At 67.6% G+C, this 17,929-nt stretch carries 17 protein-coding genes; 3 read left to right on the top strand and 14 right to left on the bottom strand.

Annotated features, from left to right (window positions below):
• Positions 1–5: 5 nt before the first annotated feature.
• The 14 genes from araH to mpl form a co-directional block, all read right to left on the bottom strand.
• A complete protein-coding gene (araH, locus tag R9B84_RS02990) occupies positions 6–1,022 on the bottom strand; it encodes an L-arabinose ABC transporter permease AraH (protein WP_072436350.1) in 1,017 nt (338 codons plus the stop codon).
• Between the two features lie 70 nt (positions 1,023–1,092).
• Complete coding sequence (araG, locus tag R9B84_RS02985) at positions 1,093–2,604, bottom strand: L-arabinose ABC transporter ATP-binding protein AraG (RefSeq protein ID WP_423759150.1); 1,512 nt, start codon at positions 2,602–2,604, stop codon at positions 1,093–1,095.
• Between the two features lie 67 nt (positions 2,605–2,671).
• The gene (locus R9B84_RS02980) at positions 2,672–3,667 is read right to left on the bottom strand and encodes an arabinose ABC transporter substrate-binding protein (protein ID WP_423759149.1); all 996 of its coding nucleotides are present in this window, start codon (positions 3,665–3,667) and stop codon (positions 2,672–2,674) included.
• 102 nt (positions 3,668–3,769) lie between these two features.
• Entirely contained in the window at positions 3,770–4,549 is a 780-nt protein-coding gene (locus tag R9B84_RS02975; protein ID WP_423759950.1) for an SDR family oxidoreductase, read from the bottom strand.
• A complete protein-coding gene (locus tag R9B84_RS02970; protein WP_423759148.1) occupies positions 4,549–5,226 on the bottom strand; it encodes a 2-dehydro-3-deoxy-6-phosphogalactonate aldolase in 678 nt (225 codons plus the stop codon). Before R9B84_RS02970 ends, R9B84_RS02975 begins: the two co-directional genes overlap by 1 nt.
• A gap of 23 nt (positions 5,227–5,249) precedes the next feature.
• Entirely contained in the window at positions 5,250–6,275 is a 1,026-nt protein-coding gene (locus R9B84_RS02965) for a 2-dehydro-3-deoxygalactonokinase (RefSeq protein ID WP_423759147.1), read from the bottom strand.
• Positions 6,272–7,171 carry an IclR family transcriptional regulator gene (locus R9B84_RS02960; protein WP_047899765.1) on the bottom strand — a complete coding sequence of 300 codons (900 nt, stop codon included), beginning with the start codon at positions 7,169–7,171 and terminating at the stop codon, positions 6,272–6,274. The genes R9B84_RS02965 and R9B84_RS02960 overlap by 4 nt, the downstream gene beginning before the upstream one ends.
• Before the next feature lie 349 nt (positions 7,172–7,520).
• Entirely contained in the window at positions 7,521–7,925 is a 405-nt protein-coding gene (locus R9B84_RS02955) for an EF-hand domain-containing protein (RefSeq protein ID WP_423759146.1), read from the bottom strand.
• An 80-nt stretch (positions 7,926–8,005) separates the two neighbouring features.
• Positions 8,006–9,616: a S10 family peptidase gene (locus R9B84_RS02950; RefSeq protein ID WP_423759145.1), complete on the bottom strand. Its 1,611-nt coding sequence runs from the start codon at positions 9,614–9,616 to the stop codon at positions 8,006–8,008.
• 426 nt (positions 9,617–10,042) lie between these two features.
• Positions 10,043–10,780 carry a monofunctional biosynthetic peptidoglycan transglycosylase gene (mtgA, locus tag R9B84_RS02945; protein ID WP_423759144.1) on the bottom strand — a complete coding sequence of 246 codons (738 nt, stop codon included), beginning with the start codon at positions 10,778–10,780 and terminating at the stop codon, positions 10,043–10,045.
• 14 nt (positions 10,781–10,794) lie between these two features.
• Positions 10,795–11,661, bottom strand: coding sequence for a shikimate dehydrogenase (aroE, locus tag R9B84_RS02940; RefSeq protein WP_423759143.1), 867 nt, complete (start codon positions 11,659–11,661; stop codon positions 10,795–10,797).
• A complete protein-coding gene (locus R9B84_RS02935; RefSeq protein WP_423759142.1) occupies positions 11,658–13,745 on the bottom strand; it encodes an RNB domain-containing ribonuclease in 2,088 nt (695 codons plus the stop codon). Before R9B84_RS02935 ends, aroE begins: the two co-directional genes overlap by 4 nt.
• An 80-nt stretch (positions 13,746–13,825) precedes the next feature.
• Positions 13,826–14,395 carry a YqiA/YcfP family alpha/beta fold hydrolase gene (locus R9B84_RS02930; protein ID WP_423759141.1) on the bottom strand — a complete coding sequence of 190 codons (570 nt, stop codon included), beginning with the start codon at positions 14,393–14,395 and terminating at the stop codon, positions 13,826–13,828.
• Positions 14,392–15,777, bottom strand: a complete 1,386-nt coding sequence (mpl, locus tag R9B84_RS02925) for a UDP-N-acetylmuramate:L-alanyl-gamma-D-glutamyl-meso-diaminopimelate ligase (RefSeq protein WP_423759140.1) — start codon at positions 15,775–15,777, stop codon at positions 14,392–14,394. The genes R9B84_RS02930 and mpl overlap by 4 nt, the downstream gene beginning before the upstream one ends.
• Before the next feature lie 246 nt (positions 15,778–16,023).
• On the opposite strand from mpl, the gene R9B84_RS02920 reads away from it, so the two are divergent.
• From R9B84_RS02920 to aroQ, 3 genes are all read left to right on the top strand, one after another.
• Complete coding sequence (locus R9B84_RS02920; protein WP_423759139.1) at positions 16,024–16,668, top strand: UDP-N-acetylmuramate--alanine ligase; 645 nt, start codon at positions 16,024–16,026, stop codon at positions 16,666–16,668.
• Between the two features lie 7 nt (positions 16,669–16,675).
• Positions 16,676–17,227, top strand: coding sequence for a TlpA family protein disulfide reductase (locus R9B84_RS02915; RefSeq protein WP_423759138.1), 552 nt, complete (start codon positions 16,676–16,678; stop codon positions 17,225–17,227).
• 194 nt (positions 17,228–17,421) lie between these two features.
• Positions 17,422–17,874 (top strand): type II 3-dehydroquinate dehydratase, encoded by a 453-nt coding sequence (gene aroQ, locus R9B84_RS02910; protein WP_011350880.1) that lies wholly within the window; start codon positions 17,422–17,424, stop codon positions 17,872–17,874.
• The last annotated feature ends 55 nt before the right edge of the window (positions 17,875–17,929 follow it).

Raw genomic sequence — 17,929 nt, 5'->3', positions numbered from 1 at the left:
TCTGGTCAGTCGCGTACGCCGCGGTTCTTCAATTGGTCGAGCAGCACGGCCGCGAGCAGGATCGCACCGCGCACGAGGTACTGGTAGAACGCGTCGATGTTCAGCAGGTTCATCACGTTCTCGACGGTGCCCATGATCAGCACGCCGATCACGACGCCCGAGATCGTCGCGCGGCCGCCCATCAGCGACACGCCGCCGAGCACGCACGCGGAGATCACGTTCAGCTCGAAGCCCTGCGCGGCGTTCGGCTGGCCCGACGTGATGCGCGACGCGAGGATCACACCCGCGAGCGCGGTCACCGCGCCCTGGATCAGGAAGATATACACACGCGTGCGTTCGACGTTGATCCCCGCGAGCCGCGATGCCTCGGGGTTGCCGCCGATCGCGAGCGTGTTGCGGCCGTACACGGTCTGGTTCAGCAGCACGCCGAACGCGATGAAGCACAGCAGCGTGACCCAGATCGGCAGCGATACGCCGAACAGCGACAGCCCGCCGAGCGCGATGAACGTGTCCGACGACACGCCGACCGCCTGCCCCTTCGACACGATGAAGCCGAGCCCGCGCACGATCTCCATCGTCGCGAGCGTCGTGATCAGCGCGTTGATGCGCAGGTACGCGATCACCGCGCCGTTCACGAAGCCGATCGCGGCGCCGGCCGCAACCGCCGCGACGATCGCGACGAACGTGTTGTCGGTCGCGTTCAGCACCATCGCGCACAGCACGCCGGAGAACGCGACGGTCGAGCCGATCGACAGGTCGAAATCGCGCGACGCGAGACAGAACATCATCGTGCACGCGACCATGCCGATCTGCGAGATCGACAGCGCGAGGCCGAGCATGTTGTCGATCGAGAAGAAGTGATCGACCGTCAGCGACATCGTGATGAACATCACCGCGAAGATCGCGATGAGGCTGTATTCGGTGAGGTGCTGCCACCACTTCTGCCGGTCGCTTTGCTGCGGAACCAGCGCGTCGGCCGACTGCTTCACGGCTGCGCCGGCGAGGTTTTCCCTGACTTGCATGATTGTGTCTCCTGCTCCTGCATCGCGCGGCCCACGCCGCGCCTGGTCGATTCGAATATCGTGCGCCGCGTCAGGCCGCCTGGGCGGCGCTCGTCTGCGGCAGCGCGAGGTTCAGCACCGCGTGCTCGTTCGCCTGTTCGCGCGGCAGCTCGCCCGCGATCCGGCCTTCGCGCATCACGACGATGCGATCGGACACGCCGAGCACTTCCGGCAATTCCGACGACACCATCACGATCGCGCAGCCGCGCTCCGCGAGGCGGTAAATCACGTCGTAGATCTCGTGCTTCGCGCCGACGTCGATCCCGCGCGTCGGCTCGTCGAGGATCACGACCTTCAGGTCGGGCTCCGCGAGCCAGCGCGACAGGATCGCCTTCTGCTGGTTGCCGCCCGACAGGAAGCGGATCTTCTGCCGCCGGTTCGGCGTCTTGATCTTCAGCCGCTGGATGAAGCGGTCGGCCGTTTCGCTTTCGGTCTTGCGATCGATGAACAGCCCCGCGCGCAGCGAATGGCGGCGGCAACTGATGTTGATGTTCTCCGCGACCGACGCGATCGCGATGATCCCTTCTTCCTTGCGGTCCTCGGGGCACAGCACGATGCCGTGGCGGATCGCGTCGCCGGTGCGCTTCACGTCGATGCGCGCGCCGTCGAGCGTCAGCACGCCCGCGCGCCGGCGGTCCGCGCCGTACACGAGCCGCATCAGTTCGCTGCGGCCCGCGCCGACGAGCCCGAAGAAGCCGACGATCTCGCCCGCGCGCACCGAGAAGCTCGCGGGTTCGCGCAGCGCCGGGCCGTCGACGCCTTCGGCGGCAAACCGCACGTCGCCGAGCGCGCGCGGCGCGTAATGGTAGATGTCCGAAATCTCACGCCCGACCATCTCGGCGACGAGCCGCTCGCGCGGCACCTCGGCGAGCGAATCGTGCGACGCGATCTTGCGCCCGTCGCGGAAGATCGTGCACGCATCGCACAGCCGGTAGATCTCGTCCATCCGGTGCGAGATGTAGATCAGCGCGCGACCCTGCGCGCGCAGGTCGTCGACGAGCTTGAACAGCACCTCGGTCTCGCGATGCGACAGCGAGCTGGTCGGTTCGTCGAGCGCGATCACGCGCGCATTGCGCATCAGCGCCTTGCAGATCTCGACCATCTGCCGCTGCGCGATCGACAGCCGCCCAAGCTTCGCATCGGGATCGAGATCGACGCCCATCGCGGCGAGCCGCTCGCGCACGTAGCGCTTCGCCTCGCGCTTTTTCACCCAGCCGAACGCGTTCGGCAGGCGGCCGAGCAGCAGGTTTTCCGCGACCGTCAGGTCGGGCACGTACTGCAACTCCTGGTGAATCACCGCGATGCCGGCCGCGATCGACGCCGCCGCACTCGCGAACTGCACGGGCTGGCCGTCGACCAGCACGCTGCCCGCATCGGGCTGGTATTCGCCGCCGAGAATCTTCAGCAGCGTCGACTTGCCCGCGCCGTTCTCGCCCATCAGGCCATGCACTTCGCCCGCATGCACGTCGAACGAGATGCCGTCGAGTGCGCGCACGCCGGGAAATACCTTGCCGATATTGTCAAAACGCAGTGCCGCTGACACGTCGTCTCCCTACTTCCGGATCGATCGACCGCCGGCCGCCGCATCGCCGCGGCAGCCGGCGGGCCGCTTACTTCGACGCGAGCCCCATCTCCTCGCGCACCTTCGACACGTTGTCGCGCGTCGCGAGCATGCCCGTCGTCAGCGTCAGCGCCGGCGGGGCCTTGCCCTGCGTGATCCACGCGTACATCAGGTCCGAGGTTTCCTCGCCGTGGCGCTTCGGGCTGATGATCACGGTGCCGTAGAAGCCCGTCGGCTGCGGCTTCTTGAACTCGTTCAGCGCCGACTCGGAACCGCCGATGCCGATACCGATCATGTTGTCCGCCTTGAAGCCGCGCCCTTCCGCCGCACGCACCGCGCCGAGCACGGCCTCGTCGTTCAGGCCGTACGCAACCCAGTGCTTGAACTGCGGGTTCTTCGTGAGCGCGATGTTCGCCGCGTTGAACGCGTTCTCGGTGTCGGTCTTCGCCTGCGGCGCCGCGATCACGTTCGCCTTCGGAAAGCCGGCGGCCACCAGCGCGTCGGTCGCGCCGCTCGTGCGGTCGTGCGCGGTCGGCAACTGCTCGTAGGTGATGTCGATCGCGCCGACATCCTTCATGTCCCAGCCGCGCTTCTTGATCTCGGCCGCGATGCCGTCGCCGACCTGCTTGCCGATGTTGTACGCGGAGATCCCCATGTGCGGCACCGCCTCGATCGGCTTGCCTGCGCCGTCGACGAGGCGGTCGTCGACCGTCATCATCTTCAGGTTGTGCGACTTCGCCTTCGCGACGATGCCCGGCCCGAGCTTCACGTCGGGCGTGCAGATGATGAAACCCTGCGCCTTCTGCGCGGACAGGTTGTCGATCGCGCTCATCACCTTCTCGCCCGACGGTGCGCCGATCTTCACGAGCGTGAAGCCCTTCTGTTTCGCCGCCGTCTCGGCGAACTTCCACTCGTCCTGGAACCACGGCTCTTCCGGCTGCTTCACCAGAAAGCCGATCTTGACCGGGTCGGCCGCATGCGCGACCGGGCTGCCCATCACCACCGCTGCCGCGGCGGCCAGCGTTACGAACGTTCTGCGTTTCATCTCCAGTGTCTCCTTGTTTTCATCGAACAGGATGTAGCCGCTTGTTGGTTTCGACGCAGCGTGCGCGCGGCCGTCGCACGTGCGGTCTTTCGAATCGTTGTGTCAGTCGTGATACAGCGCCGCGCGCCCGCCGTCGACGGTGATGCACGCGGCATTGATGAACGGCGCCTCGTCGGACGCCAGAAACACGGCCGTCATCGCGACCTCGTCAGGCCGGCCGATCCGCTTCATCGGCTGCAGCGCGAGCGTCTCGGCGCGCGCGGCGGCCGGATCGGGCTGCGCATCCCACCAGTCGCGCGTGAGCTGCGTCTCGATATAGCCCGGCGCGATCGCGTTCACGCGCACGTTGCGCGCCGCGTATTCGATGCCGAGCGCACGCGTGAGCCCCAGCACGCCGTGTTTCGCGACCGGGTACGGAAAGCAGCCCGGGATGATCCGGAACGCATGCGTCGACGCAATGTTCACGATGCTGCCGCGGCCGCGCGCGACCATGCCTTCCAGCGCCGCGCGGCAGCCGTGCCACACGCCGTCGAGGTCGACCGCGAAGCAGCGGCGCCAGTCGTCGTCGGTCATCGTCAGCGGATCGGCAAACACGTTGATGCCCGCGTTGTTCACGAGCACGTCGAGCGGGCCGAATGCCGCTTCGGCCTGCGCGAGCGCATCGCGCACCGCATCCTGCCGCGCGACGTCCGCCTGCAGCGGCAGCACGCGCGCGCCGTCGAGGTCGTGCGCGATCGCGGCGGCCGTGTGCTGCGCCTGCGGGAAGTCGAGATCGACGAGCGCGACGGCCGCGCCTTCGCGCACGAACGCGCGAGCGATCGCGGCGCCGATTCCGCGGCCCGCGCCCGTCACCATCGCGACCTTGCCCGCGAGGCGGCCCATCATGCGGCTCCGCCGCGCGCGACGCGCAATCCGGCCTGGAACGCGCGCGCGTTCGCCGCGGTCGCGTCGGCCGGCTGGCCGGGCCGGTACAGCGCCGAGCCGAGCCCGAAGCCGTTCGCGCCGGCCGCGAGGAACGGCTGCATGTTGTCCGGCGAAATCCCGCCGACCGGGATCAGCGGCACCGCGCGATCGATCACCGCGCGCCACGCCTTCACGATCGTCACACCGAGCTGCTCGGCCGGGAACATCTTCAATACGTCGGCGCCGTTCGCGAGCGCCGAGAACGCTTCGGTCGGCGTCGCGACGCCCGGTGCGCTCGCGAGGCCGCGCTCGCGTGCGCGGCGGATCACGGCGGCGTCGCTGTGCGGCATCACGATCAGCGCGCCACCCGCGTCCTGCACGCGATCGACATACTCGGCGCGCAGCACGGTGCCCGCGCCGACGATCGCGTCGTCGGGCAACGCGCGCCGCAGCGCCGCGATGCTGTCGAACGGATCCGGCGAGTTGAGCGGCACCTCGACGATCCGGAAACCGGCTTCGTACAGCGCATGGCCGTGGTCGGCCGCGTCGGCGGGCGTGATCCCGCGCAGGATCGCGATCAGCGGGCACGCGTCGAACGCGCGCATCAGGGCGGCGTGTGGGGTGTACGGCGCGGGCAACGTGAGGTCGGACGGCATGACTGGGTTCCTCTGCAATCGATTCATTGGTCGGCCAGGACAGGCTCGCCGTCCGCGCGCACGAGCCCGGCGCGCGACGCGATCCACCACAGGCCGCGCTCGGTCGCATGCGCGACGACCCGCGCGTGCGTGTGGCCGAATACGTGGAGCGCATCGACGTAGCGCGCGCACAGGCTGCCATCGCCGATCAGCAGCAGCGGCTGGTCCGCGAGCGCAATGCCGCGCTCCGCGAGCATCGCGTCGAGCGCATTGAGTTCATGGCCGATCAGCAGGCCGGACAGGTAGTCGCCCTGCGCATCCGGTGCGAGCCGGTCGGTCAGGCCGAGCGTGCGCGTGCTGAAGATCGTCGCGAGCAGCCCCGTGCGCTGCGCACCGCGCGCGACCGACACGCCGCGCACGAACGCCGCGCGGTCGGGCGACGCGCCCGCGCGCATCGTACGGCCGAGGATCGTGTGGTCGCGCAGCACCGCGAACAGCTCGCCCGTCATGAAGGTCTGGAAGCGCTCGATGAGCCCGTCCTTCACCCACGCCCATTTCGCATGCGTACCCGGCAAGCCGATCAGTACCCCTGAACGATCGGCGCCAAGCGTGGGATCGCTCGCGAGCGCACCGAATATCTGGGTTTCTTCGCCGCGCATCACGTCGGGCAATTCGCCCGTCGCGATCACGCCCGGCACGATCGATACCGTCGCGCCACGCGACGTCGTCACCGTGATGAGGCCCGCGACGAGCGCGTCGGCGCCGGCCGGCACCGCGACGTACGGCGCCTCGCGCCAGCCCTGCACGCTGCCGACCATCCCAGCGGCGAGCACCGGCAGGCCGGGCGTGCGGTCGAGCCAGTCGCCGCAGGCTTCCTCGAACACCGCGTCGAACGCGCGCGCGCCGCCGCCCGGCACATGCATGACGCCCGCCGCGCGGCTGCGCGTGTCGATGAGCGTGCCGTGCGCGTCATACAGATAGGCGCGCAGCGACGTCGTGCCCCAGTCGAGCGCGATCAGCGACGGGGGGGCGGAGCTGGCATCCGGAACGGTCCGGGTCGAAGTCGTCATCGTTTGATCCTGCGGGTACCCTGCGGCGGGCTCCAGCCCAGTTCCGCGGAAATGGCTCGCGCTTCGCGCTGCACGAGCGGAATCAGTTCGTCCATCCGGTCGTGCGGCATGTACGGAATCGTGCTCGCGACCGACACGGCCGCGACGACCGCACCCGATGCGTCGCGGATCGGCGCGGCCACGCAGCGGATCGACGCCTCGTTCTCCTCGAGGTCGAACGTGTAGCCGCCGGCTGCGTAATGGGCCATGCGCTGCAGGAACGCGCTCGTCTCCGGCCGGTTGTCGGGCTTGAAATTGACGCCGGCCAGCGCGCGCCGCGCGGCCTCGAACAGCGAGCGCCACAGGTCGGGATCGAGGTCGAGCATCATCGCCTTGCCGATGCCCGTCGATGCGAGCGGCATCCGGTGGCCGACGCGCGAGCGCATCTCGAGGCCGCGCGTGCCGGGAATCTTGTCGATGTACAGCACGTCGTCGCCGTCGCGCACGCCGAGATGGATCGTGTCGAGCGTCGCTTCCGCAAGCGCTTCGAGATGCGGGCGCGCCACCGCGGTGAGCGGCATCTGCTCGAGCGCGATCGTACCGAGCTCGATCAGCTTCGGGCCGAGCAGGTAACCGCCCTGCACCTGGCGCAGGTAGCGCGCCTGCACGAGGCTGCTGACGAGGCGGTGCGTCGTGCTGCGCGTCGTGCCGAGCGCGGCACCGATCGCACGCATGTCGCGCGCGCCGTTCGCGATCGCCTCGAGGATCGCGAGACCGCGCAGCAGCGTCTGCGTGCCGGCCTGCTGCGCGGCGAGATCGAGCGGGGTGCTGGTCGCGCCGATGCTGTCGGTCAGCGACCCATCGTCCGGCGTCGCGCGCCGGGCGTCGAGGGCAAGGGAATCGGGCATCTTGGTCATGGGGCGGGCTTCTTCAACGGATTCGGTGAAGCCGCTCGCGCGGCGCCGGAACTGCGTCCGGCGTCGCGATGAGGCGGCGGTCGATGCACCGAGTAAAGCGCCCGGCGAACTTCATGGAATGTGTCTCCGTGTGCGTCGGGCGCCATGCGATGCGTGGGTCCGAAGCTGTCGATGTGCTTCGGATTGTAGGAGCGCACGCACTCTCCTCCAATATTTGAATGCGTTGCCCAGATACTGAGAGTTCAGGCGGAATCCGCGCTGTACGCGACGCAACGGCCGCACCATGTGCACGGGGGCGGAACCCGCTGCGCAGCAGGTTCCGCCCCCGTTTGTTCACCCCGCGCCGCGCTTACTGCTGGCTCGTGCTGCGTGCCTGCATGTAGCGCTGCACGTCGGTGAACGACACGCGGCCGCTGCCGCCCGAATCGATCTGCCGGAAGTGGTTCGCGACATAACCGAGCCCGGCCGAGCGCGCCTGCGCCTCGGTGATCGAACCCGTGCTCTGCGTATCGGCCGCGTCGAACTGCCGCGCGAGCTTGCGCACCACCTGCGCATGCAGCGCGGCGCCCGTCGTCTGCGTGCCGGCGGTCGGCTTGCGCGCGGCCGGCGGCACGTACGGATCGCCGAGCTGCGCCTGGCGCGCGCGCGCCGGTGCGGCGGCGTCGCTCGCCTGTGCGAACGCGGATGCGGATACGGATGCTGCGGCGCCGGCACAAACGAGCGCGGCGGCAACGACGATGAAACGATTCTTCATATCAGGCTCCAGTCTGGAATGAGGTCGTCGACGGCAGGCGAGGCGCCGCCGGGGGCGCCATTCGCCGGCCTGGCGCAGCATCAGTGCGCGGCCGCGTTGTAGAAGGTCACGAGGTCGGCTTTCTCCTGCGGACGCGACGTATCGTCGAGATAGACCATGTGTCCGCCCTGGTAGTCCTTGATCGTCAGGTTCGGTTGCGTCCCGAGCCGCGCGAGGTCGAGCTCGGTCTGGTAGAACGGCGTCGCGATGTCGTGATACCCGTTCAGCGACAGCACCTTCAGCGCCGGATTCAGCGTCAGCGCCGCGGCCAGATCGGGGATCGTATCGGGCATCGCGAGGCCGTCGTGCGTCCAGTCCCACGTGTTGATCGCATTGCTGCTCAACGAGTAGGCCGACTGCGCGGTGTACTTCAGCTCGTTCGGCAGGTAGCTGCCGATCGTGTCGGTGAACGGCTTCGTGATGAACAAGCTCGACGGATCGCCGTCCGCCGCGAGCGGGCTCGACACGGGCACGTTCACGCGCGCGTCGTAACGACCGATCAGCGTGCCCGGGATCAACGACAGCTGGAAGCTGTTGTCGAAGAAAGTCGGGATCACGTTGAAGTTCGCGTTCCACAGCCCCTGCTTCACGCCGGTCGAATTCGCCATCGTCGTGACGAGATTCGGCGGCGGCGGCGTATGGCTCGCCAGGTACGCATTCACAGCAGGCGCGTAGCTGCCGGCCGTCAGCAGGCGCATCTGGTCCGCATACTGCGGCAGGTTCGACGGGTTCGGATTGTCGAGCTGGTAGTACGCGCCGACGGTGCCGTAGGACGGCACGAAGCCCGCGCAGCTCACCGGGCTCGACCCGTTGTTCGAGTTGCCGACATAGTCGCTCGCCATGTCGCAGTTCGTGTTGTAGTTCAGGATCGACGACTGCAGCACGATGCCGGCAAGCTTCACGCCGGCCGTCTCGAGCAGGTTCGCGAGCACGTCGGTGCGCGGCGTGCCGTACGACTCGCCGAACAGGTATTTCGGCGAATCGTTGCGCTGGTTCACGGTCAGGTAGCGCGTCACGAAATCGCGGAACGCGCCGGCGTCCTGGTCGACGCCCCAGAACGTCTGGTTCGTGTTCGGTGCAATCGCTTCCGAGAAGCCGGTGCCGATCGCATCGACGAACACGAGGTCGGTCGTGTCGAGCAGGCTTTCCTGGTTGTCGACGAACGGGAACGTCGACGCGTTCGCATTCGGATCGCCGGTCTGGACCCGCCGCGGGCCGAACGAGCCGAGGTGCAGCCACACCGATGCCGAGCCGGGGCCGCCGTTGTACAGGAACGTGACGGGCCGCTTCGCCGCGGGCTGGTTGTCGGCCGTGTAGGCGACGTAGAAGTACGACGCTTCGGGCGCGCCCGTCTGCGGATTGCGCGCGACGAGGTGGCCGGCCGTGGCCGTGTAGCGGATCGTCTTGCCGTTCAGCGTGATCTGGTGATGCGTGACGGCGGCCTTTTCAACCGCGGCGGATGCGTCGAGCGACGCGTTCGCGCTCGACGAATAACTGTTCGGATCGTTGTACGCCCTGTCCACCTGACTGGCGGGATCGGCTGAGCTGTTGGCGCTTGCAGCAGCGGACGGTGTCACGTCGTCGTTGCAGGCCGTCAGAATCAGCGAAGAAAAAACCACCCCCAACAACAGCTTCGCTTTGCTCGCTGGCATCGTTGCTTTCCTTCTCTCGGATGTTTTTTGTGTCGAGCAGCCGGATAAGCCGCCCCCCGCCTCGATTGCGGCCGATAAGCCGAGGCGCTGGCCAATATACGCGAGCCCGTCAGCTTTGAAAAATTTTGAAATATTTGGCCGGCAGCCGGTGCGGCGCACACCTTTCAGGAATGCTTCGATTCGCGAAACGTCGCATTTCACGTGCCTTTCATCGACTTTCGCGTTTACCCGGGAATACTAAAAAAGCGCGGATTTCGTGCCATATCGGCAAACAAAATCGCGCGGTCACCGGCATTGCTCAGCAAAGCGAAATAGACGAATTCGTCTAAAGGATGTGGCCCGAAATGCGCGCGACACGAATGCGCTGCAGCGCACCAATCGCGCCTTGGCGGCGGAACGGACAATGCAACGGCGCGAGCGCGCCGTTCACTCCGATTGCGGAAGCGCGGCCGCGCCCATCCGGCGCGCAATGATTGCCGCGCGCTGGGCCTGGTAGGCCGAGCCGCGATGCGCGTCGAACCAGCGCGGCTTCGGCAGCATCACCGCGAGACGCGCCGACTGCCACGCGCCGAGCCGGCTCGCGGGAATCCTGTAGTAATAGCGCGCGGCCGCTTCGGCGCCGTACACGCCGCGGCCCCATTCGACGGAATTCAGGTAGATCTCGAAGATCCGCTCCTTGTCGAGCACCGTTTCGAGCATCCACGTGATGATGAGCTCCTGCCCCTTGCGGATGTAGCTCTTCTCGCGCGACAGGAACAGGTTGCGCGCGAGCTGCTGCGTGATCGTCGAACCGCCCGCGACGATCCGGCCGCGCGCCTTGTTCTTCTCCCACGCCTGCAGGATCGCGTCGACGTCGTAGCCGTTGTTGGTCGCGAAGGTGGCGTCTTCGGATGCGATCAGCGCACGCTTCAGGTTGCGCGAGATCTGGTCGTACGGCACCCACTGGTGCTGGATCTGCGCGGGTGGCTTGTCGCGCGACAGCCACCATGCGTCGGTGCGCATGAACGCGGTCGATCCCGGGTTCACGAACGACCACAGCGCGATCTGCGCGAGGTAGAACAATTGCGTCGCGAGCCACGCGCCCGCGAACACCGCACCCGCGTAGACGATCCAGCGGGCCGGGCTCACCGTCCGCGTGCGCTGCGTGCCGCTTACCGCCGCCACCTGCCGTGCCCCGTTCAGCTCGCCGCGAGCGCCTGGCGCAGCGCGGCAAGCACCGGTGCGCCGTCCGGCCGCACACCGCGCCAGATGAAGAACGATTCGGCCGCCTGCTCGACGAGCATCCCGAGCCCGTCGGCCGTGCGTGCGCCGAGCGACGCCGCATGCTGCATGAACACGGTCGGCTGCGCGCCGTACATCATGTCGTACGCCAGCGTGCCCGCGCCGAACGCGGCCGCGTCGCACTCCGGCAGCGCGGCGTCGAGGCTGCCGGCCGTCGCATTGATAACCAAGTCGTACGGCTCCGCGCGCACCACGTCGGGACCGCCGCCCGCGAGCGTGCAGCCCGCATCGTGCGCGGCCTGCATGAACTGGCCGACGAGCGCCTCGGCCTTGCTTGCGGTGCGGTTCACGATCGTGATCGACAGCGGCGCGCGGTCGAGCAGCGGCAGCACGACACCGCGCGCGGCACCACCCGCACCGAGCAGCAGGATGCGCGCGCCCGCGAGCGACACGCCGAGATTCGCTTCGATGTCGCGCACGAGGCCGACACCATCGGTGTTGTCGCCGTGGATGCGGCCGTCGGCATCGATGCGCAGCGTATTCACCGCGCCCGCCGCCGCCGCGCGCGGCGACAGCGTGTCGGCAAGCGCATGCGCTTCGAGCTTGAACGGCACCGTCACGTTCGCACCGCGACCGCCTTCGGCGACGAACGCCCGCACCGCCGCTTCGAAGCCGTCGACCGGCGCGAGCCGGTGCACGTACTCGATCGCCTCGCCGGTCTGCGCGGCGAACTGCGCGTGGATGAACGGCGACTTGCTGTGCGCCACCGGGTTGCCGAACACTACGTAGCGGTCGGCGCCGCTCGTCGACGCTACCGCATTCATGATGCGCGCCCCTCTTCGCTGTCGTTGCCGCTCGCGGCTTCGCCGCCCTCGCCTGCCGCCGCGCCGTCCGCTTCGGCCAGCGCTTCCGCCTCGGTTTCCGCCGTGGCGTCTTCCGCGTCGATCAGCGTGTCGTCGCCGCCTTCGGCGTCATCCTCTTCCTCGGCCACATCGCCGCTCGTCACGGTCGGCGCGTCGAGCACGTTCAGCAACCGCACCGATGCCTCGATCGTCAGCTCGTCGAGCGACATCACGTCGAGCAGCACGCGCGTGCCGCGCGCATGCACGCCGAGCCCCGGCACGTGCAGCAGCAGCGGAATTTCCTCGAGGCGCACGAGATCGCCCTTCACGACGCTCGCGACGACCTGCTTCTTCCGCTCCTGCGCGAGCCAGCGCAGGCACCAGAAATATTCCATCCGGCGCTGGTAGTCGGCGTAGGCCGTGTAGGTGTCGTCGAAGCCCTGCACGACCGCGTACAGGTCGGCGTCCTTCGGTTTGAACGGCGCGGCGAGCTTGGCGGTGACGCCATGCTGCACGCATGCGAGCAGTTGCCACTGGTTCACGAGGTCGACGTAGCGGCGCAGCGGCGACGTGCTCCATGCGTACTGCGGCACGCCGAGGCCTTCGTGCGGCGCGGCCGACGTCTGCATCCGCGTGCGCTTCGGGCCCGGTGCGCCGAAACCGCGCTGCGAGCGGTAGATGCCGGGCACCGTGTGGTCGTGCAGGAACGCGCCCCAGGTCGAGTTCGCGAGGATCGCGAGCTCCGACACGATCAGGTCGAGCGGCGAACCGCGACGGCGCGGCGTGATCGACACGCGCTCGCCATCGACGTAGAAGTTGTAGTCGGTGTTGCGCTGCACTTCGCGCTTCAGGCCGTAGCCCGCGCGCGCGAGCTGGCGCTTCTCGAACAGCGCCTGCGCGAGCGGCCACAGCACGGCGATGTCGTCCTTGTGCGGATAGTCGCCGGTGCCGGCCGCGAGCGTCTCTTCGTTGACGAGCTCGTCGAGCGTGTTGTGACGCAGGTTGTTCTTCACGAACACGAGTTCGGCGCGCGTCTCGTTCGCGACGATGTCCTGCGTTTCGCGATTGACGATGATGTACAGCGACAGCGCCGGGCGGTAATCGCCCTCTTTCAGCGTGAACACGTCGACGACGTCGTCCGGCAGCATCGTGATCTTGTCGCCCGGCATATAGACGGTCGACAGGCGCGTGCGCGCGATCGCGTCGACCGCGTCGCCGCGCACGATGCCGAGCGCCGGCGCCGCGATGTGCACGCCAATCCGCACACGGCCGTCGGACAGGTGTTCGACCGAGAACGCATCGTCGATTTCGGTCGTCGTGATGTCGTCGATCGAGAAAGCCTCGACGTTCGCGCGCGGCAGGTCGTCCGGCAGCGCGCCGACCGCGACGGGCGGAAAGCCCGTGCCGTGCGGGAAGAACTCCGCGAGGAACCGCGCCTCGTGCAACGCACGCGGCGACGCGATGCCGCCGCAGTCGAGCATCAGCCGCGCGGGCGACACGCCGCGTGCGCCGGCCGCCGCTTCCATCGCCTTGTATTCGATCGCGTTCTTGTCCGGCCGCGTCAGCAGCCCGAGCACCTTGCCCGCGAACGCTTCCGGCAGCTTGCCGGCCTTCAGTTCCTCTTCGTACTGCGCCTGGACGAGGCCCTGCTGGCGCTTGCGCTCGAGCGACGCGAGCGCCATCTTGAGCTGCTCTTCCGGCGCGCGCTGATACTGGCCGCGCCCCTTGCGGCGGAAGTAGACGGGCGAGCCATGCAGCCGCAGCACCAGCGCCGCGCGCTCGACCGGGCCGTACGCCGCGCCGAAGTAATCCTCGGCCAGCGCCGTATACGCGAACTCGTCGGCCGGCGCGCATTCCCACAGGAAATCCAGATCGATCTGCTGCGCGGCCGTGTCGGCCTCCTGCATCAGTTCGCCCGCGGCCGGCTTGTCGAATTCGATCAGCACGTCTTTCGCGCGCACCTTCGCACGCCGCCCGCCGGGCAACTCGACCTGAAATGCGTCGCCCTGGCGCGACAGCACGCTGCCCGCCTTGAAACTGCCCGATTCCTCGAAGAAAACGTTCACTCAGTACTCTCGTTCAGACTGCCGGGCGCCGCGTCGGCGGCGCCGCATGATGATAGGGATTCGATCGGCTCGCGGCCGGTTTATCGCGCTTTTCCGTCGCAAAACGCGAGAACGTCGTCGACATAGTCGGCAAATTCGCTGATGCCGTGATCGCTGCCTTCGATCACGCGCGTTTTCGCACCCGGGTAATGGGCCAGCATCTCGCGGTAATCGAGCACTTCGTCGCCGGTCGCCGCGAACAGATAGTAGCGTTCGGCACGCGTGATCGCCGGCACGCGCAGTGCGTCGAGCTCGTGCAGGTGATGGCGTTCGACGACGATCGTGCCGCCGCCGTGCCACAGCGGCTGTTCGCCCAGATGCTGCTCGAGATCGCGCTGCGGCACGATGGCCGGATTCAGCAGCACGGCCTTCCAGCCGTGCTTTTCGGCGAGCCACGTCGCGTAATAGCCGCCGAGCGAGCTGCCGATGACGGTCACGTTGCGCGCACCGGCAACCTCGGCTTCCGCGACGGCGATCGCGTCGAGCGGCGACACGGACAGCGACGGGCACCGCCACTCGTCCGTGCGGCCGAGTTCGGCCATGCGTGCGGCGAGCAGCTGCGATTTCTGCGATTCCGGCGACGACCGGAAGCCGTGCAGATACAGGATCACGTGCGGCTCCCGAGCGCATCGAGCAGCTTCTGGTGCACGCCGCCGAAGCCGCCGTTGCTCATCACGAGCACGTGGTCGCCCGGACGCGCGGCCTCGACGACAGCCTTCACCAGCAGGTGCAGATCGTCGTACGCGCGCGCTTTGTCGCCGAGCGGCGCGAGCGCCTCGCCGAGATTCCAGCCGAGCGCGTCGCGCCCGGTCGGCGCGCCGTAGCCGAACACGAGATCGGCATCGGCCAGGCTCGCCGGCAATTGCGACTTCATCACGCCCAGCTTCATCGTGTTCGAGCGCGGCTCGAGTACCGCGAGGATGCGGGAATTCTGAGTGCCGATGCGCGCACGAAGGCCTGCGATCGTGGTGTCGATCGCGGTCGGATGGTGCGCGAAGTCGTCGTAGACGGTCACGCCGTCCACGCTGCCGCGCACTTCCATGCGGCGCTTCACGTTGCGGAACGATGCGAGGGAGACGGCGGCCTGTGCGGGCGGCACGCCGACGTGGCGCGCGGCGGCCATCGCCGCGAGCGCGTTCATCCGGTTGTGGTCGCCCTGCACCTGCCACGCGACTTCGCCGACGCGCTCCGCGTGCGAATAGACGGCGAAGCGCTCGTCGACCGGCACGCCGTCCTCGGCCGGCAGCGCCTGCCAGCCGCCGTCGACGCCGAACCGCTCGACCTCGCTCCAGCAGCCGCGCGTCAGCACGCGTTCGAGTGCGTCCGAGCGACCGTTCGTGACGATCCGGCCAACACCGGGCACGGTGCGCACGAGGTGGTGGAATTGCGTCTCGATCGCAGCGAGATCCGGGAAGATGTCGGCGTGATCGAACTCGAGGTTGTTCAGCACCGCGGTGCGCGGCCGGTAGTGGACGAACTTCGAGCGCTTGTCGAAGAACGCCGTATCGTATTCGTCGGCTTCGATCACGAAGAAGCTCGAATCGGTGAGTCGCGCCGACACGCCGAAATTCAGCGGCACGCCGCCGATCAGGAAGCCCGGGTTCAGGCCCGCGTCTTCCAGCAGCCACGCAAGCATCGACGACGTGGTCGTCTTGCCGTGCGTGCCCGCGACCGCGAGCACCCATTTGCCGGCCAGCACGTGCTCGCCGAGCCACTGCGGGCCCGACACGTAAGGCAGGCCGCGATCGAGGATCGCCTCCATCAGCGGATTGCCGCGCGTGACGACGTTGCCGATCACGAACAGGTCCGGTTTCAGGTCGATCTGTTCCGCGCCGTAGCCCTCGATCAGCGTGATGCCCTGCGCCTCGAGCTGCGTGCTCATCGGCGGATAGACGCCCGCGTCGCAACCCGTCACCGTGTGGCCCGCCTCGCGCGCGAGTACGGCGAGACCGCCCATGAAGGTGCCGCAGATGCCAAGAATGTGGATGTGCATAGATGAATGCTTTCGCGCCGCCGGGCGCCGTCGATTCGGAAAAGATGCGTCTGCGGCGCGCCGGACAGGCCGTGCGACCGGCGCCCAGCCAACGACTTTTGCCGCGACACAAAGAGCGCTATTGTAACTGACGGCCTGCCGTGCCCGGCGGCCCGAACGATGCGTGCAAACGCCGCCGGTACGCCGGGCGGCAGGCCGCCGCAGCCGCGTTCGGGCGCCGCGGCGATCTAGTATGATTGCCGGATTATGTCTCGCAAACCTCTTGTCGACCCGCGGCGTGTCCGCGAGGAAATCGCCCAGTCCGCCGCCCGCCTGATCGCGGAGGACGGGTTGGACTACGCCAGCGCGAAACGCAAGGCCGCGCGCCAGTTGCTGGGCGATTCTCGCGTTGCCGGTGAATGGCTGCCGGATAACGACCAGATCGAGGAAGAACTGCGCGAGTACCTCGCGCTGTTCCAAAGCGACACGCAGCCGGACGAACTGCGCCTGCTGCGCGAGATCGCGCTCGACTGGATGCGCCGGCTCGCCGAGTTCCGTCCATATGTTACGGGCGCCGTGCTGAACGGCACCGCGAACGCGCATTCGGACATCTATTTGCAGGCGTTCCCCGACAACCCGAAGGATGTTGCGATCTACCTGCTGAACCAGAACATCCAGTACGACGTGTCCGAGACGCGGCACTTCGCGGGCCGCGCCGACGTCGAGACACTGAGCTTCCTGTGGCGCCCGCGGCGCGACGTGGACGCGATCGGCATCCACCTCGCGCTTTATGCGAGCGACGACCTGCGCGGCGCGGTCAAGGCCGACTCGCGCGGCCGTGTCGCCCGCGCGGATGCCGCCGCGCTGCGCGCGCTCGTCGAAGCAGGCAAAGCCCCTTCCGAACCGGAATGATTCAACGATGATGATGAAACGCATGTTGGCGCTCGCGGTGGTCGCGGCTGCCGCCGTCGCCGGCGGAGTCGCCGCCGGTCATTGGTTCCGCGGCACGGCCGACGACGGCGTCGCCGTCGCCGCGCCCGCCGCACAGGGCAGCCCGGTCGATCAGCTGTGGGCGGCGTCGCTGACGAGTGTCGACGGCAAGCCGGCCACGCTGGCCGCCTTCAAGGGCCAGAAGGTCGTCGTCAATTTCTGGGCGTCATGGTGCGGCCCGTGCGTCGAGGAGATGCCCGAGCTCGTCGCGCTGTCGCATCAATACAAGCAGAAAGGCATCCGTTTCATCGGGATCGGCGTCGATTCCGATCAGAACGTGAAGAACTTCCTGCAGAAAGTGAAGGTCGACTACCCCATCTTCGTCAGCGGTTATGCAGGCGCAGATCTGGCCCGTAATTTCGGAAATACCGCCGGCGCGTTGCCGTTTACGGTCGTCATCGACGAAACCGGCAAGATTCGCGAGACAAAATTAGGACAAATCCAGCCGGCCGAGCTGAAAAAGACCCTCGACGCGCTGTAACTTGCCCGAACAGCGGCCCGCACGTTGGCGGCGATTTGTCCGTCGATCGCCGCAATTTCGCGTGAATTCGCCGATACTTTGCGTCCGCACCGGTAATTCTTGCGGGTCCGGCGCGCCCGGCCGTTCGGCAAAACTAGACAAATTTCTCTAAATAGCGCTAAAGTTCGCGCAATTCCGCAGAAATAGAAGCGACCATGACACGATTGCTGGTGCTGCACGGCCCCAACCTGAACCTTCTCGGCACCCGGGAACCGGAGGTGTACGGCCGCGTCACGCTGGCGCAGATCGATCAGGCGCTTGCCGCGCGCGCCCGGGAAGCCGGCGCCGAACTGTCGTCGTTCCAGAGCAACCATGAAGGCGCGCTGGTCGACCGCATCCAGGCCGCGCGGGAGGAACAGACCGATTTCATCCTGATCAATCCGGCCGCGTATACGCACACGAGCGTCGCGATCCGGGACGCGATCGCCGGCGTTGGCATCCCGTTCGTCGAGGTTCATTTGTCGAACGTGCATCGCCGCGAAGCGTTCAGGCACCACTCCTACTTTTCCGACCAGGCCGAAGGCGTGATCTGCGGGCTCGGCTGGAAAGGTTATCTGTACGCGCTCGAGTACGCGCTGGACAAGCTGCAAGGCACGTCGCGCGGCTGAATTCGCGATCTAGATTCAGCGCCGGCTCCTAACCGGCGCTTTCACGTATTGAAAG

Origin of the sequence: Burkholderia sp. NLJ2, from assembly GCF_049487195.1 — a bacterium.
GTDB lineage: Bacteria > Pseudomonadota > Gammaproteobacteria > Burkholderiales > Burkholderiaceae > Burkholderia > Burkholderia pyrrocinia.
This window is presented reverse-complemented; position numbering and strand designations above follow the sequence as displayed.